Annotated in this window: 14 protein-coding genes; 10 read left to right on the top strand and 4 right to left on the bottom strand. The window is 73.4% G+C overall.

What is annotated here, in order from left to right:
* Positions 1-159 precede the first annotated feature (159 nt).
* The 7 genes from C6376_RS03425 (at position 160) to moeZ (ending at position 9,161) form a co-directional block, all read left to right on the top strand.
* On the top strand, positions 160-1,137 hold the full coding sequence (locus C6376_RS03425; RefSeq protein ID WP_107442028.1) for an alpha/beta fold hydrolase: 978 nt from the start codon (positions 160-162) through the stop codon (positions 1,135-1,137).
* Positions 1,138-1,144: 7 nt separating this feature from the next.
* On the top strand, positions 1,145-2,545 hold the full coding sequence (locus tag C6376_RS03420; protein ID WP_107442027.1) for a DUF3152 domain-containing protein: 1,401 nt from the start codon (positions 1,145-1,147) through the stop codon (positions 2,543-2,545).
* A 325-nt stretch (positions 2,546-2,870) separates the two neighbouring features.
* Complete coding sequence (locus C6376_RS03415) at positions 2,871-4,655, top strand: DUF3492 domain-containing protein (protein WP_107448753.1); 1,785 nt, start codon at positions 2,871-2,873, stop codon at positions 4,653-4,655.
* On the top strand, positions 4,652-5,971 hold the full coding sequence (locus C6376_RS03410; protein ID WP_173985573.1) for a hypothetical protein: 1,320 nt from the start codon (positions 4,652-4,654) through the stop codon (positions 5,969-5,971). The genes C6376_RS03415 and C6376_RS03410 overlap by 4 nt, the downstream gene beginning before the upstream one ends.
* A 239-nt stretch (positions 5,972-6,210) precedes the next feature.
* Positions 6,211-7,173 carry an NAD(P)-dependent oxidoreductase gene (locus C6376_RS03405; protein WP_107442026.1) on the top strand — a complete coding sequence of 321 codons (963 nt, stop codon included), beginning with the start codon at positions 6,211-6,213 and terminating at the stop codon, positions 7,171-7,173.
* The gene (locus C6376_RS03400) at positions 7,161-7,919 is read left to right on the top strand and encodes a spherulation-specific family 4 protein (RefSeq protein ID WP_107442025.1); all 759 of its coding nucleotides are present in this window, start codon (positions 7,161-7,163) and stop codon (positions 7,917-7,919) included. Before C6376_RS03405 ends, C6376_RS03400 begins: the two co-directional genes overlap by 13 nt.
* Positions 7,920-7,982: 63 nt before the next feature.
* Positions 7,983-9,161, top strand: coding sequence for an adenylyltransferase/sulfurtransferase MoeZ (moeZ, locus tag C6376_RS03395; protein ID WP_107442024.1), 1,179 nt, complete (start codon positions 7,983-7,985; stop codon positions 9,159-9,161).
* Between the two features lie 95 nt (positions 9,162-9,256).
* On the opposite strand, the gene C6376_RS03390 is transcribed toward moeZ, so the two are convergent.
* The 4 genes from C6376_RS03390 to C6376_RS03375 form a co-directional block, all read right to left on the bottom strand.
* Entirely contained in the window at positions 9,257-10,819 is a 1,563-nt protein-coding gene (locus tag C6376_RS03390) for an alpha/beta hydrolase (RefSeq protein ID WP_107442023.1), read from the bottom strand.
* Between the two features lie 218 nt (positions 10,820-11,037).
* Entirely contained in the window at positions 11,038-12,582 is a 1,545-nt protein-coding gene (locus C6376_RS03385; protein WP_107442022.1) for an alpha/beta hydrolase, read from the bottom strand.
* A gap of 75 nt (positions 12,583-12,657) precedes the next feature.
* Positions 12,658-14,277: an IS1634 family transposase gene (locus C6376_RS44975; RefSeq protein ID WP_254075823.1), complete on the bottom strand. Its 1,620-nt coding sequence runs from the start codon at positions 14,275-14,277 to the stop codon at positions 12,658-12,660.
* Positions 14,278-14,426: 149 nt separating this feature from the next.
* Complete coding sequence (locus tag C6376_RS03375; protein WP_107442020.1) at positions 14,427-17,114, bottom strand: lysylphosphatidylglycerol synthase transmembrane domain-containing protein; 2,688 nt, start codon at positions 17,112-17,114, stop codon at positions 14,427-14,429.
* 186 nt (positions 17,115-17,300) lie between these two features.
* Between C6376_RS03375 and C6376_RS03370 the strand changes: the two genes are divergently transcribed.
* The 3 genes from C6376_RS03370 (at position 17,301) to C6376_RS03360 (ending at position 25,169) form a co-directional block, all read left to right on the top strand.
* On the top strand, positions 17,301-17,687 hold the full coding sequence (locus tag C6376_RS03370; RefSeq protein WP_173985572.1) for an MGMT family protein: 387 nt from the start codon (positions 17,301-17,303) through the stop codon (positions 17,685-17,687).
* A gap of 266 nt (positions 17,688-17,953) precedes the next feature.
* Positions 17,954-21,316: an ATP-dependent DNA helicase gene (locus C6376_RS03365; protein WP_107442018.1), complete on the top strand. Its 3,363-nt coding sequence runs from the start codon at positions 17,954-17,956 to the stop codon at positions 21,314-21,316.
* Between the two features lie 154 nt (positions 21,317-21,470).
* On the top strand, positions 21,471-25,169 hold the full coding sequence (locus C6376_RS03360) for a UvrD-helicase domain-containing protein (RefSeq protein WP_107442017.1): 3,699 nt from the start codon (positions 21,471-21,473) through the stop codon (positions 25,167-25,169).
* Positions 25,170-25,178: the final 9 nt, after the last annotated feature.

The following is a 25,178-nucleotide window of genomic DNA, read 5'->3' as shown; positions in this document are numbered from 1 at the left end:
GCGGGTATGACCCCTGGGAGGGGGTCCGCCCGCCTCGGCCCGGCGGTCGCGTGCCGAGGGCTCGCGGACGGCGTCCGGACCGCCCCGTCGGCCGCACCGCCCATGTGTGTGACGGCGAACACACGAGGTCGCGCGTGATCGTCTCGTAACATTGCCCGCATGTCTTCGACCGAGCTCCCCTCCGTGCCGCCCACCAGCGTGCTGCCGAAGGCGGCCGCCGTACGGGTCGCGGAGGGCGAGCGGCTGCGGTCCGTGGGGCTGCCCGGCGTCACTTTGACGGTCCGGTCCCGGCCCCCCGCGCGCGCGGGACTCCGGCCGGCGCTGTACGTGCACGGCCTCGGCGGCTCCTCGCAGAACTGGTCCGCGCTGATGGCCGCGCTCGACGGGGTGGTGGCCAGCGAGGCCGTCGATCTCCCCGGCTTCGGCGACTCCCCGCCACCGGACGACGGCGACTACTCCATCACCGCACACGCGCGTGCCGTGATCCGCTATCTCGACGCCGCCGAGCGCGGACCCGTGCACCTCCTCGGCAACTCCCTCGGCGGCGCGGTGTCCACGCGGGTCGCCGCGGTCCGCCCGGACCTCGTGCACACCCTGACGCTGGTCTCGCCCGCCCTCCCGGAGTTGCGGGTGCAGCGCACGGCCGTCCCCACGGGCCTGGTCGGCCTGCCCGGCGTGGCCGCGCTCTTCAGCCGGCTCACCCGTGAGTGGACGGCCGAGCAGCGCGTCCGCGGCGTCATGGGCCTGTGTTACGGCGATCCCGGGCGGGTCAGCCCGGACGCGTTCCGTGACGCGGTGCAGGAGCTGGAGCGGCGGCTGCAACTTCCCTACTTCTGGGACGCGTTGACGCGCTCGACACGCGGACTGCTGAGCGCCTACACCCTGGGCGGGCAGCACGGGCTGTGGCGCCAGGCCGAGCGGGTACTCGCCCCCACACTCCTCGTCTACGGCGGCCGCGACCAGCTCGTCGGCTACCGCATGGCGCAGCGCTCCGCCCGCGCCTTCCGCGGTTCCCGTCTGCTGACGCTGCCGGACGCCGGGCACGTGGCGATGATGGAGTACCCCGAGACGGTGGCGAGAGCCTTCCGGGAACTGCTGGCCGACACCACGGCCGCGACCGAGACCCCGGGAGGCTGAGGCCGACGTGGGACGCCACAGCCGGCGTGGACCCGCGCCCAAGCGCGCGGGGGACGGCGCCCCCCGGGGCGCGTCACAGGGGGCCCCTCAGGGGAGCCCCGCAGGGCCCGCGCAGGGAGAGGTGCGCGGCGGCCGCACCCAGGCCCCGGCCCCGCCCCTGAGCCCCGACGGCACGCCCGCGCACGGCGTGCCCCGCTTCGCCGACGGCACGCCCGCCCGCGGGTTCCCGCAGGCCCGCGGCGGTCACCCGGAGCAGCGTGAGACCGGGGGCGGCTGGGGTGACTTGAGAGCGCGTCAGCCGGGTACCGGGCAGCCCGTGATACCGCGTCAGCGACCCGTGCCCCCGAACGGCCCCGGCCAGAGCCCCCGACCTTCCGGCCGAGGGGCACGGCAGGGGCCACGCCAGGACTACCTCGACGCCTTCGGCGCCGACGAGGAGGACGACGTCTTCACGCGCGCGAGACCGACGTACGCGCCGCCGCGCCGCCGGGAGCACGTCCCGCCCGCGCCCGACGCGGTCTCCCGCGAGAGCGCCCCGGTCGCCGCCGACCGGGGCGACGGTGTGCCGCCCGCCGGCGATTCCGTGCCCGCCGCCAGGGGCGGCAAGGGCCGGGCGTTCACCGGCATCGCGGCCGCCGCCGTCACCACCGTGCTGGCCGTCGTGGTGGCCGGACAGGTCACCGAGGGCCGGGGCGACGAGGCCGTCCGGTCGCAGTCCGCGACCGAGCGGGCCGAGCGGGGTTCCGCCGACGACGCCACACGCGGGGACGACCGGCCGAGCCCCTCGGTGCCTCCCGGCGTCGTCACCCTGACGTACGCGCAGAAGATGTCCGCCAGGTACCCCCTGGCCGCCGCCCTCAAGGGGTCGGGGAAGTTCGACGCGATCGCGGGCGTCGCCAAGGCGCCCGGCAAGGGCCGGAAGTACACCTACCGCGTCGACGTCGAGCAGGGGCTCGGGCTCGACGGCGAGCTCTTCGCCCAGGCCGTGCAGAAGACGCTCAACGACGACCGCAGCTGGGCCCACGGCGGCGCCCGCACCTTCGAGCGGATCCACTCGGGCAAGCCCGACTTCGTCATCACGCTCGCCAGCCCGGGCACCACCGCCGAGTGGTGCGCCAAGTCGGGGCTGGACACCACGGAGGACAACGTCTCCTGCGACTCGGCCGCCACCGAGCGCGTGATGATCAACGCCTACCGGTGGGCGCAGGGTTCGCCGACCTTCGGCGACCAGATGTACGCCTACCGGCAAATGCTGATCAACCACGAGGTCGGCCACCGGCTCGGCTTCGGCCATGTCACCTGCGACAAGGACGGCGAGCTCGCGCCGGTCATGCAGCAGCAGACGAAGTTCCTCGACCACGACGGGATCCACTGCCTGCCCAACGCCTGGGCCTTCCCCGGGAGCTGACGCGGGGAAACCGAGGTCGCCTCGACCGGCCCGGAAAGTGCGCCCGCCGTCTCGTCCCTCGATCCGGCGGTCGCCGCCCGCGGACGCGCGGAGCCACGCATCGACCGAACGGGGCCGTTCCCGAACCCGTGACGTGACGTTGCGCAGTCGGATGATCTCTTAGCGCGACCGAACGCGGCCCGCACGGGAAAGTTACGACCGTTCACCCCTTCCGGTGGTGCGACGGACAACCGTCCGTCGCACCACCGCCTTGTCCGCATACGTTCTTCCCGCTGCGAGCCGCCGGGTCAACGACGGCTCACCCAACGGGAGATCGGGGGTGCGCGTGCGCATCGGACTGCTGACGGAGGGTGGCTATCCGTATGTGAGCGGTGACGCCGGACTCTGGTGCGACCGGCTCGTGCGCGGGCTCGAGCACCACCAGTTCGAGGTGTACGCGCTCAGTCGGAGCGCAGCCCAGGAGGACGCCGGCTGGGTCGCGCTGCCGCCGCAGGTCAGCCGGGTGCGCACCGCGCCGCTGTGGACGGCACAGGACGACGGGGTGGTCCACGGCCGCCGGGCGCGCCGGCGCTTCGCCGAGTTCTACGGGGAGTTGGCGGCAGCCCTGTGCGAGGGAGACCCTCCGGAGGCGACCGCCCGCTCGCAGGCCGGTCCCACCCCGAAGGCGGACCGTTTCGCCACCGCGCTCTACGGCCTCGCCGAACTCGCCCGCGACGAGGGCGGTCTGGTGGGAGCACTCCGTTCGGAGGGCGCCGTGCGCGCCCTGGAGCGGGCCTGCCGCGCGCCCGGCGCGCTGCGCCCCGCGCGCGAGGCGCGCGTAACCGATCTGCTCGCCGTGGCCGCACACCTCGAAAGCGCCCTGCGCCCCCTGTCGCTCGACTGGTACGACGACCAGGGCGACGAGGGGGGCCGGGGCCTCGGCGCGGTCGACGTCTGCCACGCCGCGTCCGGCGGCGCGGCCGCCCTGCCCGGACTCCTCGCACGCCACTTCTTCGACGTGCCGCTCCTGGTCACCGAGTACGGGGTGAGACTGCGCACGCACTACCTGAGCTCGGGAAACGGCACCTCACCCGTGGGTCCCGGGAGCGCGCCGTCCGTCGTGCCCGCTCCCCTCGTGCCCGCTCCCGCCGTGCGCGGCCTGCTCGCCGCATTCCACGGCCGGCTCGCGGCCGAGGTCTACCGGCAGGCCGCGTGCGTCACGCCCGGCAACGCGCACGCCCGCCGCTGGCAGGAGCGGTGCGGCGCCGACCGCGCCAAACTGCGCACCGTCTACCCGGGCATGGAGACGTCCCGCTTCGCCGTGGGCGACTCCCCGGACACCGCCGACCCGCACACGCTGGTCTGGGTCGGCCGGGTGGAACCGGCGAAGGACCTGGTGTCCCTGCTGCACGCCTTCGCGGAGGTCCGCAAGGAGGAGCCCCGCACCCGACTGCGGATCATCGGCGCGGCGTCCGGCGAGGAGGGCCGGGCCTACCTCGGCCACTGCCGGATGCTGGCCGCCCAGCTCTTCCCCGACGAGGCGGACGGACCGCACGCCGTCGGCGACAACCCGGTCTCCTTCGAGGAGATCGGTGGCCCGGAGTCGGCCACCCTCGCCGAGGCGTACGCGGCCGGGGCGGTCGTCGTCCTGTCCAGCGTCGTCGAGGGCTTCCCGGTCGGCCTGGTCGAGGCGATGCTCTGCGGACGGGCGACCGTGTCGACCGACGTCGGCGCGGTGGTCGAGGTCATCGGAGGCACCGGGCTGGTCGTCCCGCCGCGCAATCCGCGGGCGCTCGCGGAGGCCTGCGTCGCGCTGCTGCGCGACCCCGAACGCCGTGCGCGCCTGGGTGCGGCGGCCCGCGCCCGCGCCCTTGAACTGTTCACGGTCGAGCAGAACGTCACGGCGTTCCACGGCATCTACCTCGAACTCGTCTCCCAGGCGCCGATGCGCCGGTTCCTCTTCGACGACGACGGCGAACCCCGACCGTTCGCCGTCCCGCCCGAGGAGTGTCTGCCCGGCCTGTGGACCGGCCCGGGCACGCCGGTCACCGCCCGGCCGGGGCCGGCCTGGGCGACGGATCCGCAGGCCCGGGACGCCTCGCCGGTCGCCGCGACGGAGGGAGCACGATGAGCGGGCTGGACGGACCGGACCGCCTGGACCGACCGCGAGCACCCCATGACGCCGGCTCTACTGCCGGTGAGGGTGAGGGTGCCGGTGAGGGGGCCCCGGTGGGCGTCCCCGGTCGCGCCGACGCGCGCGCCGCTCACGGTGCCGGTGATGCCGGTGGGGCCCGCTCCCGTGCCTTGGTCCACGAGGTCGCGGCGGCCGGCGGTCCGGGGCCGGCCGTGCCCCGCCGTGGCGGCGTGGACCCGGTGAAGACCCTGATGCACCGTCACCGCGAACTGTGCGAACGGGCCGTCGACCCCCTGGAGATCGCGGCCGGCCTGGAGGCCCACGGCGTCACCGACCGCACCGCCGCACGCTTTCGGCACCGGGACGTCTTCTCCCTCGCCGAGGAGATGTACGCCAGGGTCCCGCGCGACGGGGACACACCGCTGCTCACCGCGCCCACCGCCGCTCCGCGACCCCGCCTGGACTGGGCGCTGCTCACCCTGCTGCCCGGCGTCCTGTGCGCCGCGACCGTGACCGGCGTGCGTCTCACCCATGGGCGCACCTCTCTCCTCGTCGCCGCCGCAGGCCTCCTCGCCGTCGTCCTCGCCGTGCACGGGGCGCTGCGCCGGGGGCCGTTGCGCCCGCACCGCGGCGCCCACCCCGGACCGCACCGGACGGAGGCCTGGACCTGCTGGCTCCTCGCCTACGCGGCCCTCGGCGACAGCCTCCTGCGCGCCGCCGTCGGCGGCGGTCCGGACGGCCTGCCCGACGGGACGGCGGACGGCCCCTGGCCGGTGGCCGCCGCGCCGCTGCTCGCCCTCACTCTTGCCTGCGCGCCCGCCGCATGGTGCGCCCACCTTCTCGCCGCACGTGCCCGCCGCCGCCTGGACACCAGCCGCGGCCTCGACGAGTTCGCCGCCGCCGTGCAGCCGTTGCTGCTCGGTGTCCTCGCTCTCTTCCTGGGCGCGCTCACCGCACTGACCGCTGTCAGCGCGGCCGTCCTGGGCGAGCCCGCCGGATACGGCCACGTCCTCACGCTCGGCGGCCTCCTCTTCCTGGCCCGCCTCCTCATCGTGCACGGCGTCACCCACGCCCCCGCGGTCGTCCTCGGCGCTGCCGGTGCGGCCGAGGCGCTGGCACCGGCATCGGTCTTCGCCGGCCGTCTGCCCGGCTGCGGCTTCCTGGCCGTGCCCGTGAACGACCTGGCCACCGCCTGGGGACCGGACGGCGTTCCGGTCCTCGTCTGCGGCAGCGCGGCCCTGGCCCTGCTGGTCCACGCCGCCCGCACACTGACCCGGGCCTCGGCCCACGCGAGAACGGACCAGCCGTGCTGACGCGAGCCCACGCCCGCCGGCCGCCGCGCCCACCCCGCGGAGCGCACCCCCCACCGTGCCCCGACCGCACGACGTCCGCGCTCCCGCCCACTCCGTCGCAGCCCATCGCCACACCCCTGAAGGAGAGACCAGATGACCACCTCCCGATCCGGAACGACCGCAGCCACCGGGGCACCCGCGGTCGCCGGCGCCCCGGCCCCGGCAACTCCGGCCCCGGCGCACATTCCGGGAGCCGCACGATGAGGGTGCTGCTGATCGGAGCCAACGGCTACCTCGGCCGTTTCGTCGCCGACCGTCTGCTGGCCGACCCCGCCGTCCAGCTCACCGCGCTCGGCCGGGGCGACGACGCGGACGTCCGTTTCGACCTCGCGTCCGGCAGCCCAGGCGCGCTCACCCGCTTCCTCGACGCGGTCCACCCCCAGGTCGTCGTCAACTGTGCGGGCGCCACCCGCGGCGGCGCCCGCGAGCTGACCCGGCACAACACCGTCGCCGTCGCCACCGTCTGCGAGGCCCTGCGCCGCAGCGGCTGCGGTGCCCGACTGGTCCAGGTCGGCTGCGGCGCCGAGTACGGCCCGAGCCAGCCCGGATCCTCCACGGCCGAGGACGCCGTGCCCCGGCCGGGCGGTCCGTACGGCGTCAGCAAACTGGCCGCCACCGAACTCGTCCTCGGCTCCGGACTCGACGCCGTCGTGCTCCGGGTGTTCTCGCCCGCGGGCCCGGGCACGCCCGCCGGCTCCCCGCTGGGCCGCCTCGCCGAGGCCATGCGCCGCGCCATGCAGTCCGGCGACGGCGAGCTCAAGCTCGGCGGTCTCGGCACGCAGCGGGACTTCGTCGACGTCCGTGACGTGGCCCGAGCCGTGCACGCCGCCTCTCTCTCCGCCGCGCAGGGCGTCATCAACATCGGCTCCGGTCGCGCCGTCCGGCTGCGCGACGCCGCGGCGATCCTCGCGCGCGTGGCCGGATACGGCGGCGCCCTCCACGAACTCGACGGCCCGCCCGGCGGCCTCCTGAGGCCCGCCATCGGCCACCCCCGCCTGGAGACCGACCACGGCGGCCCGGTCGCGTACCCGTACCCGGACGGCTGCGGCAGCTGGCAGCAGGCCGACGTGCGCACCGCCCGCGACCGGCTCGGCTGGCGCCCCCGGATCAACCTCGAGGAATCCCTCGCCGACATCTGGATGGAGGCGGCATGTCGTATCTGACCGGAACCCCGGCGGGCAGTGCGCACCCCGGCATCACCGACGTCCGCACCGGGCTCGGCGTCCCGGGCCTCGCGCATCCCCTGGTCGCCCCCGGCGAGTGGGGCGAACTCGCCCGGCCCGGCAGACCTCTGCACTGGGTCGCCCTGGACGTCTCCGACGGCCCCGGCTCGCGCCCCGACCCGAGCTGCCTGGAATCCGCGGGCCGGCTGCGCAACGCGGGCGTCCGGGTCCTCGGACGCATCGACGCGCTGTACGGGGCCCGCGCCTTCGCCGAGGTGATCTCCGAAGCGCAGCGCTACCTCGACTGGTACCAGGTCGACGGCTTCCTCCTGGAGCGCTCCCCGGCGGACCGCGGCACGCTGCCCGCACTGCGCCGCACGGCAGGCGCCCTGCGCACGCTCCACGACGCACCCCATGTCGTCCTCGACCACGGCGTCCACCCGCACCCCGGCTACGTCGAGCTCGCCGACCAACTGGTCACCTTCTCCGGTCCCTGGAGCGACTACCGCTGGTCGCAGGTGGCCGAGTGGACGGCGGAGCATCCGCCGGAGCGCTTCTGCCACTTCGTGCACGGCGTGCCGCGTGGGCATCTCGACGAGGCGCTGCGCATCGCCCGCTGGCAGGGCGCCGCGACGATCTGGTTCACGGACGGCACCGAACGCGGCGGCGCGCGCGACCCCTGGGAGACCATGCCCGGCTACTGGGACGACATCGTCTCGCGGATCGGAACAGGTGTCTCGGAATGAAAATGGCCATGGCACTGTTACGGGGAGAACAACCGTCATGACTGACCGACCAACGGAGTCCCCGTGTCGCTGCCACCCCTGGTCGAGCCGGCCCCCGAGCTCACCGTAGACGAGGTCCGCAGGTACTCCCGCCACCTGATCATCCCCGACGTGGGGATGGACGGGCAGAAGCGGCTGAAGAACGCCAAGGTGCTCTGTGTGGGCGCCGGCGGCCTGGGCTCGCCGGCGTTGATGTACCTGGCCGCCGCAGGCGTGGGCACGCTCGGCATCGTGGAGTTCGACGAGGTCGACGAGTCGAACCTGCAGCGGCAGATCATCCACAGCCAGGCCGACATCGGCCGCTCCAAGGCCGAGTCCGCCCGTGACTCCGTCCTCGGCATCAACCCGTACGTCAACGTGGTCCTTCACGAAGAGCGGCTCGAGGCCGAGAACGTGATGGACATCTTCAGCCAGTACGACCTGATCGTCGACGGCACCGACAACTTCGCGACCCGTTACCTGGTCAACGACGCGTGCGTGCTGCTGAACAAGCCGTACGTGTGGGGCTCCATCTACCGCTTCGACGGCCAGGCGTCCGTCTTCTGGTCCGAGCACGGTCCCTGCTACCGCTGCCTGTACCCGGAGCCCCCGCCGCCGGGTATGGTCCCCTCCTGCGCCGAGGGCGGCGTGCTGGGCGTGCTGTGCGCGTCCATCGGGTCGATCCAGGTCAACGAGGCGATCAAGCTGCTCGCGGGCATCGGCGAGCCGCTGGTCGGACGCCTGATGATCTACGACGCCCTGGAGATGCAGTACCGCCAGGTCAAGGTCCGCAAGGACCCCGACTGCGCGGTCTGCGGCGAGAACCCGACGGTCACCGAGCTCATCGACTACGAGGCCTTCTGCGGCGTCGTCTCCGAGGAGGCCCAGCAGGCGGCGGCCGGCTCGACGATCACTCCCAAGCAGCTCAAGGAGTGGATCGACGACGGTGAGAGCATCGAGATCATCGACGTCCGCGAGCCGAACGAGTACGAGATCGTCTCCATCCCGGGCGCCAAGCTGATCCCGAAGAACGAGTTCCTGATGGGCACCGCCCTGGAGGGTCTGCCGCAGGACAGGAAGATCGTCTTGCACTGCAAGACGGGTGTCCGCAGTGCGGAAGTCCTCGCTGTGCTGAAGTCCGCGGGCTTCTCCGATGCCGTACACGTCGGCGGCGGCGTGATCGGCTGGGTCCACCAGATCGAACCGAGCAAGCCGGTCTACTGACCCGGGCGTTCGCCAGGCCCGGCAGACCCGGCGGGTCTCCCGGCGTGACCGGCGGGGGTTTCGCGCACCAGGAGTGCGCGAAGCCCCCGCCGCCGTCATGAGCAGACCGTGCCGTCCCGCGGGACCACTCCCTTCAGCAGGTAGTCGTCCACCGTCGAGTCGACGCACGAGCTCCCGCTCCCGTACGCGATGTGCCCCTCGCCCTTCCAGGTGAGCAGCACACCGACGCCCTTGCCGAGCTCGTCGGCCATCTTCCGCGCACCCTCGTAGGGCGTCGCCGGGTCCCCGGTGGTGCCGACCAGCAGGATCGGCGCCGCGCCCGCCGCGCTCACCTCCGGCGTGTCGTACTGCCCCGCCACCGGCCAGTCGTGGCACCAGCCGGCCGTGTCCCAGGCGAGGAAGTCCCCGAACACGGGCGAGATCTTCTCGAACCGCGGCACCAGCAGCTTCGTCTCCTGCGCGGTCGGCCGCTGCCGGTCGTCCAAGCACGATATGACCCGTTGGGAGTGGACCGTGGTGCCGTAGCGCCCCGAGGAGTCCCGCTCGTTGTAGCGGTCGGCGAGCCCCAGCAACGCGGAGCCGTCCCCGGCCTGCGCGGCTTCCAGAGCGCTGGTCAGCCTCGGCCAGCCCGCCTCGCTGTACAACGGCAGGACGATGCCGATGACCGCGAGCGCCTGCGTCAGCTCCCGCCCGTCCGACCCGGGCAGCGGGTGGGTGTCCAGCCGGTCCAGCAGGGCCGCGATCCTCATGCTGCCCTTCTCGGGGTCCTGGCCGGTCGACGCGAGGTAGTCCGCCAGCGCCCGCTGGAAGCCGCGTGCCTGGTTCTGGGCGTGGCCGACCGCGTCGGCGCTCGGGTCGACGACCGCGTCGAGGGTGAGCCTGCCGACGTTCTGCGGGAACAAGTGGGCGTACACGCCGCCCAGTTCGGTGCCGTACGACATGCCGAAGTAGTGCATTTTGCGGTCGCCGAGCACCTGGCGCATCAGGTCCATGTCGCGGGCGGTGTCGGTGGTCGACACATGGGCCAGCAGTGTGCCCGCGGCCTTCCGGCATCCCTCGCCGAAGGCGGTGGCGTCCTGAAAGAACGCCTGCTCCTCGGCCGGGGTGTCAGGGGTGGCGTCGAGGGACTCGGCGGCCTGGATGTCCTTGTCGCTGCGGCAGCGGACGCCCTCGCTCGCGCCCACCCCGCGTGGGTCCCAGCTCACCAGGTCGTAGCGGTCGCGGAGCGAGGAGACCGTCGAGCCGTAGGAGGGGAGCATGGACACCCCAGAGGCGCCGGGGCCGCCGAAGTCGAACAGGAGCGAACCGATGCGGTCGCCGCTCCCGGCGCGGGACCTGGCGCGCACGAGGGCGAGATCGATCGTACGGCCGCCGGGCTTCGACCAGTCCAGTGGCGCTTTCAGCGTGGCGCACCGCCAGTCGTCGCCCGGCGCCGATGAGTCCGCGGTCGCCCCGCACCGGCCCCAGGCGAGTGTCTGCCCGGTCAGTGCGGCGGGCAGGACTGCCGACGGGGTGGCCGACGCGGAGCCGGCCGGGGGGCGGGCGTCGGTCGTACCGCCCCTGTCGCCCGCCCCGTCGCCCGACGCGCCGCCGCCGCAGCCCGCAGCCAGCAGTGCGACGGCGGCTCCCCACGCCGTCCACCGTGCGAATCGCGCCATGCGCGCCTCCCCCTCGCAGGCCGTCCACGCTCGGTGGCGGACGGCTTTCAGGCCATGTTAGGCGTCCTGGGCCCCGACCGTCCGACCCTGTGGATAACCCTTTGACCTGCACATATCGTGCGATCGAGGGCGGTGGTGTCGCGGCGGGTGCGGTGGGGCCGACGGACCTTGCGCGTTCGGCGGGTGCGTGGCATCCGATGCCCTTCGCGTGGCCGCCGTCAGGAACAGACCGTCCCGGCGGCCGGGGTCCTGCCGTTCAGCAGGTAGCCGTCCACCGCCCGCTGCACACACGGGCTCTTGGCGCCGTAGGCACCGTGTCCCTGTCCCTTGTACGTCAGCTCGACCCCGACACCCCGGCCCAGCGCCTCCGCCATTTTCCGCGCCCCTTCGTACGGGGTCGCCGGGTCGCCGGTGTTGCCCACCACGAGGATCGGCGCGGCCCCGGGTGCGCTCACGTCCGGGTGGTCGGCGGCCCCGTGCACGGCCCAGTCGGTGCAGCCGACCATCGACCAGGCCATGAAGTCGCCGAACAGCGCGGAGACCGCCCGGAACCGCGGCAGCTTCTTCTCCACGTAGGCGGTCGAGTAACGCGGCTTGTCGTCGGCGCAGTTGATGGAGACGTTGGCGGCCGCGATGTTGCTGTACTCGCCGTTCTCGCTACGGCCGTTCATCAGGTCGGACAGCAGCATCAGAATCTGGCCGTCGCCGTCGTAGGCCTGCTCCAGGCCCTCGGTGAGGTACTCCCAGAAGTCCTTCGAGTACAGCGCCTGCGCGATGCCGTTGGTCGCGGCGCTCTGCGTCAGGACGCGCGGGAAGATCCCCGGGATGGGCTTGGCGTCGAGGTGATCGAGGAGATCGGCGATGCGGGCCTCGACGTCCTGCGCGGTGTCTCCGACGGGACAGTCCCGCGTCTTCGACGTGCAGTCCTTCGCGAAGTTGTCGAGCGCGCGCTGAAAACCCCTGGCCTGCCCGAGCGAGCCCTGCTCGGACGTCTGGGTCGGGTCGACGACCGCGTCGAAGACCGCCCGTCCCACCTTCTTCGGGAACAGATGGGCGTACACGCCCCCCAGTTCGGTGCCGTAGGAGATGCCGAAGTAGTGCAGCCGGTCGTCGCCGAGCACCTGGCGCATCAGGTCCATGTCGCGGGCCGCGTCGGTGGTCCGCACCCGCGGCAGCATCTTCTTCGAGTTCTTCTCGCAGGCCGCGTTGAACTTCCTGGTGTTGTCCAGCAGCGCGGTGCGCTCCGCGGCGTCGTCGGGGGTGGCGTCCTGCTGGAAGTACGCGTCGAGCTGCTGGTCGTTCTCGCACCGCACACCGGCACTGCGGCCCACCCCCCGCGGGTCGAAGCTGACCAGGTCGTATCGGGTGCGCAGGGTCGCGTACTCGTCGCCGAAGGCGGGCAGGGCCGAGACGCCCGAGCCGCCGGGCCCGCCGAAGTTGAAGATCAGCGAGCCGATGCGCCGGCTCCGGTCGCCGCTCGTTCGGGCCCGGATCAGCGCGATGTCGATCGTGTCGCCCTCGGGGTCGTCCCAGTCGAGGGGGGCCTTCATCGTGGCGCACTCCCACGGGTCGCCGTCCGGCAGCGCAGACGGCGCGCTGCCGCCGCCCTCCGACCGGGACGGGGCGGGACAGCCCTTCCAGCTCAGCTTCTGCTCCGTCAGATCCCCGGCCCGCGCGTCCTGCGCACAGCCCGCCACCAGCGAGGCGAACAGCACGGCGGTGGCGGTCACGGCGGCGGCACGCGGGCAGGAGGGGAGCGGCATGATCCCATCCTGAGGTCGCGTACGGGCACGCGCGCGGGACGCGGGCCGTCCGGGGGTACGGCTGTCGGAGCCCGTCTAGACCCGGATTTCGCACATGGGGTTTGAGGTGTCCAGCCAGCGTGGGCGGGTTTCGTCGATGCCGAGTAGTTCGAGCAGGTGGGCTTGAACGGCGCGTGTGATCAGGATGGTTGGCGGGTCGGTGGCGGTTCCGGCCCGGATCCGGAGGTCGGCGAGGTGGTAGAGGATCAGGCGTCCGGTCGGGCGCAGGGCCCGGTTGTCGGGGTAGAGCCCGCGCATGGTCTGGTCGCCGCCCAGGGCTTGGCGGACCTGGCGTTCGATGAGGCAGAACACCAGCAGGGCCAGGCAGATCACGGTGATCAGGGCGGCGATGCGCCGGTTGTGGTGCAGGAAGACCGGGGCCACGGCGAGCGGGCCCTTGAAGTCGCTGTAGCGGCGCTCGATCACCGGCTGGCCTTTGTAGCGGATGAGGACCTCGGCGGCGTCGGCCTCTGCGGGACCGAGGGTGCTCAGCAGCGCGTACCAGCCGTCCGCGGCGGCTTCGACGGCCAGGACTTCTTGGTCGTAGTACCAGGTCAGGGCAGGTCGTCCGCTCTCATCGACGGTGATGGAGGTGACCAGGCAGGAGCCGATGCGGCGTTTGCTGGTGATCACGCCGAGCCGGGCGGTGACCTTCTGGGCGGTGGCGTAGTGCCGGCCGCCGCAGGCACGCTGGAGTTTGTCCAGTTCCTCACGGGCCTTGTCCAGGCGTCGGATGCGGGCGGCCTGCTGGGCCTGGGCATTGGCGCTGGAGTGGACCAGAATCCGGCGCACGGTGATGGCCGGGTCGCGCTTGCGCGGACCAGCCAGGGTCTGGGTGTCCTCCAGCACGCGGTACTGGCCACGCTGAGCGGGTGGCTTTGCCGCGTCTCGTCCGGCGGTGTAGTCGACCGGGCGGGCCCGGGCCGTGTCGAGACCGGCGAACAGGCCATCGGGAATCCTGGCCGCAGGCGCCGGGGCGATGAACCTCACTCGGGCTTCCTGCATGGCCAGGAGGTTGGAGTAGGAGACCAGCTTCGAGTCGCCGATCATCAAGAACTCGCGGGGTGCGGCCACCTCGCGCAGGGCCGTCATCGCCCCGACGACCTGGGAGACCTCGCCGGCCCCACCGTCGTAGGCACGGTGGAAGACGGGAATGCCGCCGTCCGCAGAGATCGCGATCCCGGCCTGGATCTGCTTGAGATCAGCCCGGCGGTCTTTGGGATGACCGTACTTGACCTGCGGGAACTCCTCCTGCGGGGTCTCGTAGGCGCCGTGCAGGGAGATGCTGGTCATGTCCCAGTGCAGGCGCGAGACATCAATGCCGAACTCGGCGATCGCGCTCGCACCGACCGTGCCGACGATGTGTTCCAGCTCGGGCGCGATGGCGTCCAGGGCGCGGCCGATACGGTCGTCGTTGAGCAGGTCCGCCTCGATTCCGAAGACCTCCTCCACCGCCCACTCACGTGCCCAGTCGCCGACCCGCACCAGTGGCGCGGGCGCAGACAGCCGGTTGGCGACCAGGACCTCGACGACCTGCCCGTGGGTCAGATGCGCGACATCGCGCACCGGGCACAGCTCGTCGACGATCCGGGCCACGTCCAGCCGGCGCAGAAACTCGGCAGAGGCAGGCAGAGCGCCCAGACGTCTCTCCACCACAGGTGCGATCTCCACGTTCATCCGTGGGCGACGTACCCGCGACCGCTCGGCACGCGAAATCATCGACACATCACATCAACGACCAGACCGACAACCAGACACCGCACGGGCCTCGTTCCAACCGAACGAGGCATGTGCGAAATCCGGGTCTAGAGGGCGCCCTTGCGGGTCAGATGGTTGAAGGCCAGCCAGCCCGGCAGTACGGGCAGCCACAGGGTCAGCAGTCGGAAGAGCAGCACCGCGGGCGCGGCTACCTCCTTGGGCAGCCCCACCGCGATCAGGCCGACCGTCAGGGTCGCCTCGACCGCGCCGACTCCGCCCGGCGTCGGCGCCGCGGAGCCCAGCGCGTTGCCGGCGAGGAAGACGACGGCGACGCTCGCGATGCTGAGCGAGGTCGACTCGTCGCCGAACGCGCGGATCGAGGCGTCCAGGCACATCACGAAGCAGGCGGTGAGCAGCAGCATCCCGCCGATGCCGGTGACCAGCTTCTGCGGCCGCTGCAGCACGTCCAGCATGCGCGGCACGACGCCCGCGAACAGCGACCGCACGCGCGTGGAGACGAACTTGCGCAGGAAGGGCACCGACGTCACCACGAGCACGAGCACCGCCACCGTGAGCAGACCCGCGATGACCGTGCGGGACGGCGACAGCGACGGCGTCTTCTCGGTGCCGGTCAGATAGCCGAAGGACAGCAGCATCAGGATGTGGCAGCCGAGCCCGAAGAGCTGTGAGGCACCGACGCTGGCCACCGCGAGTCCCGGCCGCACCCCGGCACGCTGCAGGAAGCGCGTGTTGAGGGCGACGCCGCCGACCGCGGCCGGCGCGACGATCTTCACGAAGGACCCGGCGACCTGCGCGGCCACGGTCCGCGGGAAGGGCACCCGCTCCGGCACGAACCCCAGCAGGCTCATCGCGGCTGCGACGTAGCTCATGGCCGAGAACAGCACGGCCGCGGCGACCCAGCCCCACTCGGCGTTGGCGATCAGCGGGCCGAACTCGATGTGGGTGAGCTGGGTCAGCAGGAAGTACGCGCCGATGGCACCGGCGATGAAGCTCATCAGGGTGCGCGGCCGCACCCGTTCCAGCCGGGCGGGCTCGACCGGTGCCTGGGGACGGATCAGCAGCACCTCATGGCGGATCTGCGTCAGCAGGTCCTCCTCGCGCGCCCCCTCCAGCGCCTCGTCGATGGCCCGTTTCTCGGCCCGGGCCTCCGCGCGCACGGCCTTCTTGCCGGGCTTCTCCGCGACGGCGGCCTCGATGTCGGCCTCGGCCGCCTCCGCGCGGGCCTGCTTGGCCTGCTGGGAGGCCTCGAGAACCGCTTCCCGCTGGCGTTGCGCGCGCTCGCGCGCGAGGCGGCGCAGCGTCGCGCGCGTGGAGCGGGACAGTGCGATGGGCTGGAGCATCGGCAGACAGTCCGCGACCGCGTCCGGCCCGAGCACGCCCACCGCGGAGGCCACCGCGCGCTCGGCCCCCACCCGCAGGCCCAGGGTCGTCACCAACTGGGCGACGTCCATGCGCAGCAGCAGGTCGCCGGCCGCGATCTCGCCGCCGCGCAGATCGGTGAGGATCACCGTGCCGGAACGATCCACCAGGATCGCGTCACCGGCGAGCCGGCGGTGCGCGATGCGGCGTGACTGCAGGGCCCGCACCTGGTGCCAGGTGTGGCGCAGCAGGTCGTCGGTGATCTCCTCGTCCGCCAGCGAGTCGAGGGTGCGGCCGCCGGTGTGCTCGTAGACGAGGATCACCGCGTCGGGCCCCAGCTCGGAGGTCGCGATCAGCTTCGGCGCGTTGGCGCCGGCCGCGATGGCCGCGTAGGCGAGCAGCGCCTCCTGCTCCAGTGCCTGGCGCAGCGACTGCAGACTGCTGCGGGTGGCGAAGCCGCGCAGGGCCAGGTTGCGCCACGCGCGGTAGAAGAAGCCCTGCGCCTGTTGCTCCCGGTCGACGACGGTCACGTCCAGCGGCGGTCCGTCCTCCAGGGTGACGAAGTAGCGTCTGCCCCGGTCGCCCTCCGCCGCGTCCGGCGTCTCCTCGCGGGAGGCGCTCACCGGGCGGAACCCGACGTGCCGCAGACCCGCCATGAGCGTCCGCCCGGTGGGCCGCACGTTCGGCGAGCCGACCGCGTACAGGGTGCCGTACGCGACCGTCCAGCCGATCAGCACGGTGAGGATGATCGAGAACGGCGTCGTGTAGCCGGTGACGAGCATCGAGAAGGCGTCCAGGAGCAGCACGATCCACAGCACCGAGCGCCAGCGCGGGCGACGCGACATGCCCACGGCGGTCATGTATGCGATGACGGGTGCGAGGTAACCGTGCACCGGGTCGGTCAGGGCGTGGATGTCACCCGGGGAGGGCTGGGTCAGCGCCTCCTGGATGGAGCCCGGAGCAGCCTTCGCGACCCACAGGTCGGTGGCGAGTGTCACACCGTGCGCGAGGACCGCGGCGAGCACGCCGTCGGCGATGCGCAGCCCGTCCCGCTTGATCAGACGCTCGATCGCGAACGCGACCGGGACCAGCAGGATCGCGATGCTGGACGCCAGGCCGGCGATCTTGATGAGCAGGTCGGGCGCCTGTCCGGTGCCCTTGTTGATGTCCTGTTCGAGGCCGGAAGTGGTTCCGTGGGCGAAGGCGGCGATGCCCAGGAGCACGATGACGGCGAACACGCCGATCATCAGCCGCATCAGGTCGGAGGGCCGGTGCACGCGCGCGGGGAGCAGGGGTTCGTCACCCTCGACCTCGTCTATGTGCACCTCCTCCCGTTGCTCGTCGGGGATGTCCGGGCGCGCCGCGGCGTCAGAGGCGCCCTGCGCGTCCTCTGCGTGCACGCCCTGCTGCTTCATCGTCTCTTCTTGGTCTCGTATCACCGGTCACCGCCCGCACGATGGTGGCATGTCCCGCCGACACACGGGGGCATCAGGGTGCAAATGCGGGGGCGCACAGTCTGCCCGAAGCCTCGCCCGGGAGCGAGGGTCACACTGCGTCGCGAGCCCGTCGCATTGTCGGTGCGGTGGGGCAGGATGGGGCGGATGAGCGAGCAGAGCCTTCCGGACGACGCCCGCCCGGAGTACACGCAAGCGCTGCCGGAGTACGCCGAGCGGGTCCTCGAGGTCGCGGAACTGATCCCGCCCGGCCGGGTCATGACGTACGGGGACGTCGCCGAGTGGCTGGAGGAGGGCGGCCCGAGGCAGGTCGGCCGGGTGATGGCGCTCTACGGCGGGGCCGTCCCGTGGTGGCGTGTCGTACGCGCGGACGGGGTGCTGCTCCCGGGGCACGAGCTGCGGGCGCTCGAGCGCTACCGCACCGAGGGCACTCCGCTGAAGGCGGCGAGCAGGGCCGCGGAAGGGCACGTCCCGCGTCTCGACATGAGACGGGCGAGATGGGACGGCGGCGAACGCGCGGCGGGTCACACCTGACAGCTTCCGCCATCGGACGGGACCGGGGAGCGCCTGTGGCCCGTACGGGCGAATCGGTGCGTACAGGGCACGTCCGTGGCATGGCGTACGTTCGTGGGGCGAGGGACGCCCGGGACGCGCGGGGCCCGAGGGAAGAAGCGGAAGACGTCCTTCCGGGTCGGCCGTCGGCGTAGCGTCTGCGGCACGCGTCCCTCTCATCCCGCGATCACCGACCTTCCCGGGCGACGATCCGTCGACCAGCACACCCACCAGGACCGGCGAACCACGTGAGCACCTCTTCCTCCACCAGGCGGCTGTCGCCCCACCAGGGGCGACAGGGGAACCGTGGCGCTTACCGACTGGTGCGTACCCCGCCCGCCCGGGTGGATCCCCCTCGTCTGGACGCCGCGCAGCGCTCGGTGGTTGACCACGGCCCCGGCCCGCTGCTCGTCCTCGCGGGCCCGGGCACGGGGAAGACCACCACGCTCGTCGAGTCCGTCGCGGCCCGTATCGCCGGCGGCGGCGACCCCGCGCGCATCCTCGTCCTCACGTTCAGCCGTAAGGCGGCCGTCGAACTGCGCGACCGGATGGCACGGCGCATGGGCGCCGCCCGCGCGCCCCAGGCGACCACCTTCCACTCGTACTGCTACGCCCTGGTCCGCGCCCACCAGGACGCCGACCTGTTCGTGGAGCCGCTGCGGCTGCTGTCCGGTCCCGAGCAGGACGTGGCCGTGCGCGAGCTGCTCGCCGGCCAGCTCGACCTGCAACGGCTCGGCCTCGCCCACGTGCGCTGGCCGGACGAACTGCGCGCCTGCCTCACCACCCGCGGCTTCGCCGACGAGGTCCGCGCGGTGCTGGCCCGCAGCCGCGAACTGGGCCTGGACCCCGCGTCCCTGGACGCGTTCGCCCACCGCATCGGCCGCCCCGACTGGCGTGCCGCGGCCGCCTTCCTCGCCGAGTACCTCGACGTGCTCGACCTGCACGGGGTGATCGACTACGCCGAACTCGTCCACCGCGCCGTGCTCCTCGCCCACCGCACCGAGGTCGCCGAGCGGCTGGCCGCGCAGTACGACGCCGTCTTCGTCGACGAGTACCAGGACACCGACCCGGCTCAGGTCCGGCTGCTGCAGGCGCTGGCCGGCGGCGGCCGCACCCTGGTCGCCTTCGGTGACCCCGACCAGTCGATCTACACCTTCCGGGGCGCCGACGTGAACGGCATCCTGGAGTTCCCGCACGCCTTCCCCCGCCTCGACGGCCGCCCCGCCCCCGTCGAGGTGCTGCGCACCTCCCGGCGCTCCGGCGCGGCTCTGCTGGCCGCCACCCGGCTGCTGACGCAGCGGATGCCGCTGACCCGGCTGCCGTCGGAGAAGGTCCGCGCGCACCGTGACCTGACCGCCGCACGGGACGGCGGCCGGGTCGAGGTCTACACGTATCCGACGCCCGGCGCCGAACTGGACAACGTCGCCGACATCCTGCGCCGCGCCCACCTGGAGGACGGCGTGCCCTGGGGCGAGATGGCCGTCCTGGTGCGCGCCGGATCGCGCACGATCCCGACGGTCCGCCGCGCCCTCACCTCCGCCGGCGTCCCCCTCGACATCGACGGCGACGACCTCCCCCTGCGCCACGAACCCGCGGTGGCACCCCTGTTGGCGGCCCTGCGAGCGGTGGCCACGGCGGAGGCCTCCACGGCGGCGGCCTCCACGGCGGCGGCCCCCGAGGACGCGCACGGTGCGACGGCCGAGGACGGGGCGGTCGGCGATGCCGCACAGGCGCCCGGCTGGCTCGACACCGAAACCGCTCTCACCCTGCTGGCCTCACCCCTCGCCGGCATGGACGCAGCCGATCTGCGCCGCCTCGGCCGGGCCCTGCGCGAGGAGGAACGGACCGCGGGCAACCCGCTGCCGCCCCCCTCCGCCGAACTGCTCGCGCGCGCCCTGGCCGAGCCCGAGCGCTTCGTCGCCCACGACCCGACGTACGCGCGCGGCGCCCAGCGCCTCGGCGCGCTGCTGGCGACGGCCCGCGCACGCCTCGCGGGCGGCGGCACGACCGAGGAGGCGCTGTGGGACCTCTGGGACGGCACACCCTGGCCCACCCGCCTGGAACGGGCCGCCCGGCGCGGCGGCGCGGCGGGCCGCAACGCCGACCGCGACCTGGACGCGGTGTGCGCGCTGTTCGCCACCGCCGCGCGCGCGGAGGAACGCACCGGCGGTCGGGGCGCACTGAACTTCCTGGCCGAGATCGAGGCCGAGGACATCGCCGCCGACACCCTCGCCCGCCGGGCCGTGCGCCCCGACGCCGTACGCCTGATGACGGCCCACCGCGCCAAGGGCCTGGAATGGGCCCTGGTCGTCGTGGCCGGCGTCCAGGAAGGCCTGTGGCCCGACCTGCGTCGCCGCGGCTCCCTCCTGGAGGCCGACCGCATCGGGCGCGACGGACTCGCCGAGCCGCTCACCCCGGGCGCGCTGCTCGCCGAGGAACGCCGCCTCTTCTACGTCGCCGCCACGCGCGCGCGGGAGCGTCTCGTCGTCACCGCCGTCAAAGCGCCCGCCGACGACGGCGACCAGCCCTCCCGGTTCCTCACCGAACTCGGCGCCGAACCGAAGGACGTCACCGGCCGCCCCCGCCGGCCCCTGTCGGTCGCCGCGCTCGTCGCCGAACTGCGCGCCACCACGGTCGACCCGCGCGTCTCCGCACCCCTCAGGGAAGCGGCCGCCCGCCGCCTCGCCCGGCTGGCCGCGCTCGCCGACGAGGAGGGCAGGCCCCTGGCGCCCGCCGCCCACCCGTACCGCTGGTGGGGCATGTTCGAGCCGACCGAGAGCAAGGTGCCGCTGCGCGACCGCGAGCAGCCCGTCGTGCTCTCCGGCAGCGCGCTCGACCAGCTCGCCAACACCTGCGCCCTGCAGTGGTTCCTGGGCCGCGAGGTGAAGGCCGACGCGCCCGCCACGGCCGCCCAGGGCTTCGGTAACGTGGTGCACGTCCTCGCCGACGAGGTCGCCTCCGGCCACACCCCGGCCGACCTCGACGTCCTCATGGAGCGCCTCGACTCCGTGTGGAACGCCCTCGCCTTCGACGCCCCGTGGAAGTCCACGCAGGAGAAGGCGCACGCGCGCGTGGCGCTCGAACGTTTCCTCCAGTGGCATGTCACCGACCGCGCGGGCCGCACACCGGTCGCCAGCGAGCACGACTTCGAGGTCACGCTGGAAGCGGGCGACTACGAGGTGCGCATCCGCGGCCAGATGGACCGCGTGGAGGCGGACGGCGACGGCCGCGCCTATGTCGTCGACTTCAAGACGGGCAAGCAGACGCCCACCGCGCGCGAGGTCGAGCGCCACCCCCAGCTCGCCGTCTACCAGCTCGCGGTCCGTGAGGGAGCCGTCGACGACGCCTTCGACGGGGTGCGCCCCGAACCGGGCGGCGCCGAACTCGTCCAACTGCGCCAGGGCGCCGCCCAGCGGGACGGCGGCGACACCCTGCCCAAGGTGCAGGCCCAGGGGCCGCTGGAAGGCGAATGGGTCGGCGAACTCCTCGCCACGGCGGCCGGCAAGGTCCTCGACGAGCGGTTCACCCCCACCGCCGGCCAGCAGTGCACGCACTGCGCGTTCCGCGCCTCGTGCAGCGCCCGGCCCGAAGGGCGCCACGTCGTCGAGTGAGGGGCGGACGGGGAGACGCGTACGGGGCGGACGGGGGAGACGTACGTGGAGGCGGATGGTGTGACGGACCGCACCACTCGCGCTGACCTGCACGCATCTCCCCGCGGAGGGTGATTTGTCATCGACTGTCGGTGCCCGCCGCTAGCCTCTCTGCATGCCCGCCCGCATCAACGATCCCGAGCAGCTCAAGGAGCTCCTCGGGATCCCCTTCACCCCGGAGCAGACGGCCTGCGTCATCGCGCCGCCCGCCCCGCAGGTGATCGTGGCCGGAGCCGGGTCGGGCAAGACCACGGTGATGGCCGCACGCGTGGTGTGGCTGGTCGGCACCGGCCAGGTCGCCCCCGAGCAGGTCCTCGGCCTGACCTTCACCAACAAGGCGGCCGGGGAACTCGCCGAACGCGTCCGCAAGGCCCTCGTCAGGGCGGGCGTCACCGACCCCGACGTCATCGACCCCGACAACCCGCCGGGCGAGCCGGTCATCTCCACCTACCACGCTTTCGCGGGCCGCCTCCTCGCCGACCACGGCCTGCGCATCGGCCTGGAGCCCACCTCCCGCCTGCTCGCCGACGCCACCCGCTACCAGCTCGCCGCGCGCGTGCTGCGCGAGGCCCCGGGCCCCTACCCGTCACTCACCCGCTCCTTCGCCGACCTGATCAGCGATCTCCTCACGCTCGACGGCGAACTCGCCGAACACCTCGTGCGCCCCGAGGACCTGCGCGCGTGGGACGCGGAACTGCTGCACACCCTCGACGGCGTCAGACTCAGCAACGCCGACCTGCGCAAGGCCCCCGAGGCTGCCGCCGCCCGACGCGAACTGGCCGACCTGGTGCTGCGCTACCGGGCCGCCAAGCGCGAACGCGACCTGCTCGACTTCGGCGACCAGATCGCCCTGGCGGCCCGGCTCGCCCAGGTGCCCGAGGTGGGCCCGCTCCTGCGCGACGAGTTCCGCGTCGTCCTCCTCGACGAGTACCAGGACACCTCCGTCGCCCAGCGCGTGCTCCTCGCCGGACTCTTCGGCGGCGGCGCCGGCCACCCCGTGACCGCCGTCGGCGACCCCTGCCAGGCCATCTACGGCTGGCGCGGCGCCTCCGTGGCCAACCTCGACGACTTCCCCGAGCATTTCGCGCACGCCGACGGCAGCCGGGCGCGCCGCCAGTCGCTCAGCGAGAACCGCCGCAGCGGCGGCCGTCTCCTGGACCTCGCCAACGGCCTCGCCGAACCGCTGCGCGCCATGCACGCGGGCGTGGAGGCCCTGCGCCCGGCTCCCGGTGCGGAACGCGACGGCGTGGTCCGCTGCGCCCTGCTGGCCACCCACGCCGAGGAGATGGACTGGATCGCCGACTCCATCGCCCATCTGGTGCGCACCGGCAAGGCGCCCGGTGAGATCGCCGTCCTGTGCCGGACGGCCACCGACTTCGCACAGATCCAGGGCGCACTCGTCGCGCGGGACGTCCCCGTCGAGGTCGTCGGCCTGTCCGGTCTGCTGCACCTGCCCGAGGTGGCCGACCTGGTCGCCGTCTGCGAGGTCCTGCAGGACCCCGGCGCCAACGCCTCCCTGGTCCGCCTGCTCACCGGCCCGCGCTGGCGCATCGGACCCCGCGACCTCGCCCTCCTCGGCCGACGGGCCCGACGGCTCGTCAGCCACGCGCGCGGGGGCGACGACGACCCGGACCGTCGCCTCGCCGAGGCCGTCGAAGGGGTGGACCCGTCCGAGGTGATATCACTCGCGGACGCCCTCGACACCTTCCTGGAGACGCCGTTGTACGGCGGCGACGGCGGGGACGACGACGCGCTGCCCTTCTCGCCGGACGCGCGCGTGCGGTTCGCGCGCCTGGCCGCCGAACTGCGCGACCTGCGGCGCTCCCTCGCCGACCCCCTGATGGACGTCCTGCACCGCGTCCTCGCCGTCACCGGCCTCGAGGTCGAGCTCTCGGCGTCCCCGCACGCCCTGGCCGCCCGCCGCCGGGAGACCCTGTCCAACTTCCTGGACATCGCCGCGTCCTTCTCGGCCGGCGAGAGCGAGGCGAGCCTGCTGGCGTTCCTCGGCTTCCTGCGCACCGCCGCCCAGTACGAGAAGGGCCTCGACAACGCCCTTCCGGGCGGCGAGAACACCGTCAAGGTGCTCACCGCGCACAAGTCCAAGGGCCTCGAGTGGGACGTGGTGGCCGTCCCGGGGCTGGTCAGCGGAACCTTCCCCAGCGGACAGGGCCGCGAGAAGTGGACCGCGCAGGCCAAGGTGCTGCCGCACGCACTGCGCGGCGACGCCGACACGCTCCCCGACCTGGCTTCCTGGGACGCACGGGGCATGAAGGCCTTCCACGAAGCCATGAAGGACCACCAGCACACCGAGGAACTCCGCCTCGGCTACGTCACCTTCACCCGCCCGCGGTCCCTGCTCCTGGGCTCCGGCCACTGGTGGGGACCCGCCCAGAAGAAGCCCCGCGGCCCGTCCGACTTCCTGCTGGCCCTGCACGACCACTGCGCGGCCGGACACGGCGAGATCGAGGTCTGGGCCGACCCGCCGGAGGAGGGCGAGGAGAACCCCGCCCTGCACCGGGCGAGCATCGAGCAGGTCTGGCCGCTCCCGCTGGACGACGCCGCCCTGGCCCGCCGTCGCGCCGCCGCCGAGACCGTCCTCGCCCACCTGGAGGACCTCGAGGACCTCGCCCCGCACGAGGACGACCGCCCCCCTGCCGCCCACGACCCGGACGCCCACGACGACCCCGACTGGCCGCCACCACCCGACGACGACGAGCCGCCCCACGACGGCCACGACGAGCCGCCCCACGACGAGGACGACCCCTTCGACGAGGACCTCTTCGGGGCGGACCCCGTCGACGCGGACCCTTTCGCCGCGGACTCTTTCGCCGCGGACTCCGTCGGCCACGGCCCCCTGGAGGCCGGATCCTGCGGCGCCGCCTCCCGCGGAGCCCCGCCGGCCGGGGGCGACCCCGCGGACGGGAACGAGCGGAGCTCCGCCGGTTCCCCCGTCCGCCCCCGCGTCCTCCCGCCCGTCCGACCCTCGGTCCCTCAGCAGGGGACGGCCCGACAGGCGCCCGGACCCCGCCCGCGCCGGACCTCACTCACTCCGGAGGAGGCCCGCACCGTCGCCTCCTGGGACCGCGACCTCGACGCGCTCGCCGGGGAACTCCTGCGTGCCCGCCGGAGCGTCACGGACGTGCCCCTGCCGACGAGCCTGACTGCCTCGCAGGTCCTGCGCCTGGCCGCCGACCCGGACGGTCTCGCGCAGGAACTCGCGCGCCCCATGCCACGCCCCCCGCAACCGGCCGCACGCCGGGGCACCCGGTTCCACGCCTGGGTGGAGGCCCGTTTCGAGGAGTTGACGCTCCCCCTGCTGGAACCGGACGAACTCCCGGGCCACGACGCCGAGATCGACGACGAACACGACCTCGAGGCCCTCAAGGAGGCCTTCGAGCGCACCGAGTACGCCCACCGCACTCCCTACCGGGTCGAGGCCCCCTTCCAGCTCGCCCTCGCCGGCCGTGTCGTGCGGGGCCGCATCGACGCCGTCTACAAGGAGGGCGACGGCGACTCGGTCACGTACGACATCGTCGACTGGAAGACCCACCGCGCCCACACCGCGGACCCCCTCCAGCTCGCCCTGTACCGGCTCGCCTGGGCCGAGCAGCAGGGAGTGCCCGTGGAATCCGTCACAGCGGCGTTCCTGTATGTGCGCACCGGCGACGTCGTACGACCGCAGGGACTGCCCGATCGTCCCGCCCTGGAGCGCCTGTTGACCGGGAAGGAGGCCGCCGGGGACGGACGCGACCAACCGGCCGGGCGCGTCGGTCCCGCACCAGGACCCGGCGAGGACGCCGACGCGGGCCGATAGGCTCGTGAC

Source organism: Streptomyces sp. P3, from assembly GCF_003032475.1.
In the GTDB taxonomy this organism is placed as follows: Bacteria; Actinomycetota; Actinomycetes; order Streptomycetales; family Streptomycetaceae; genus Streptomyces.
This window is presented reverse-complemented; position numbering and strand designations above follow the sequence as displayed.

Excerpts from the sequence above, each read along its gene's own strand:
- C6376_RS03425 (WP_107442028.1), top strand. The coding sequence starts at position 160 with ATGTCTTCGACCGAGCTCCCCTCCGTGCCGCCCACCAGCGTGCTGCCG.
- C6376_RS03410 (WP_173985573.1), top strand. The coding sequence starts at position 4,652 with ATGAGCGGGCTGGACGGACCGGACCGCCTGGACCGACCGCGAGCACCC.
- C6376_RS03405 (WP_107442026.1), top strand. The coding sequence starts at position 6,211 with ATGAGGGTGCTGCTGATCGGAGCCAACGGCTACCTCGGCCGTTTCGTC.
- C6376_RS03400 (WP_107442025.1), top strand. The coding sequence starts at position 7,161 with ATGTCGTATCTGACCGGAACCCCGGCGGGCAGTGCGCACCCCGGCATC.
- C6376_RS03390 (WP_107442023.1), bottom strand. The coding sequence starts at position 10,819 with ATGGCGCGATTCGCACGGTGGACGGCGTGGGGAGCCGCCGTCGCACTG.
- C6376_RS03385 (WP_107442022.1), bottom strand. The coding sequence starts at position 12,582 with ATGCCGCTCCCCTCCTGCCCGCGTGCCGCCGCCGTGACCGCCACCGCC.
- C6376_RS03375 (WP_107442020.1), bottom strand. The coding sequence starts at position 17,114 with ATGAAGCAGCAGGGCGTGCACGCAGAGGACGCGCAGGGCGCCTCTGAC.
- C6376_RS03370 (WP_173985572.1), top strand. The coding sequence starts at position 17,301 with ATGAGCGAGCAGAGCCTTCCGGACGACGCCCGCCCGGAGTACACGCAA.
- C6376_RS03360 (WP_107442017.1), top strand. The coding sequence starts at position 21,471 with ATGCCCGCCCGCATCAACGATCCCGAGCAGCTCAAGGAGCTCCTCGGG.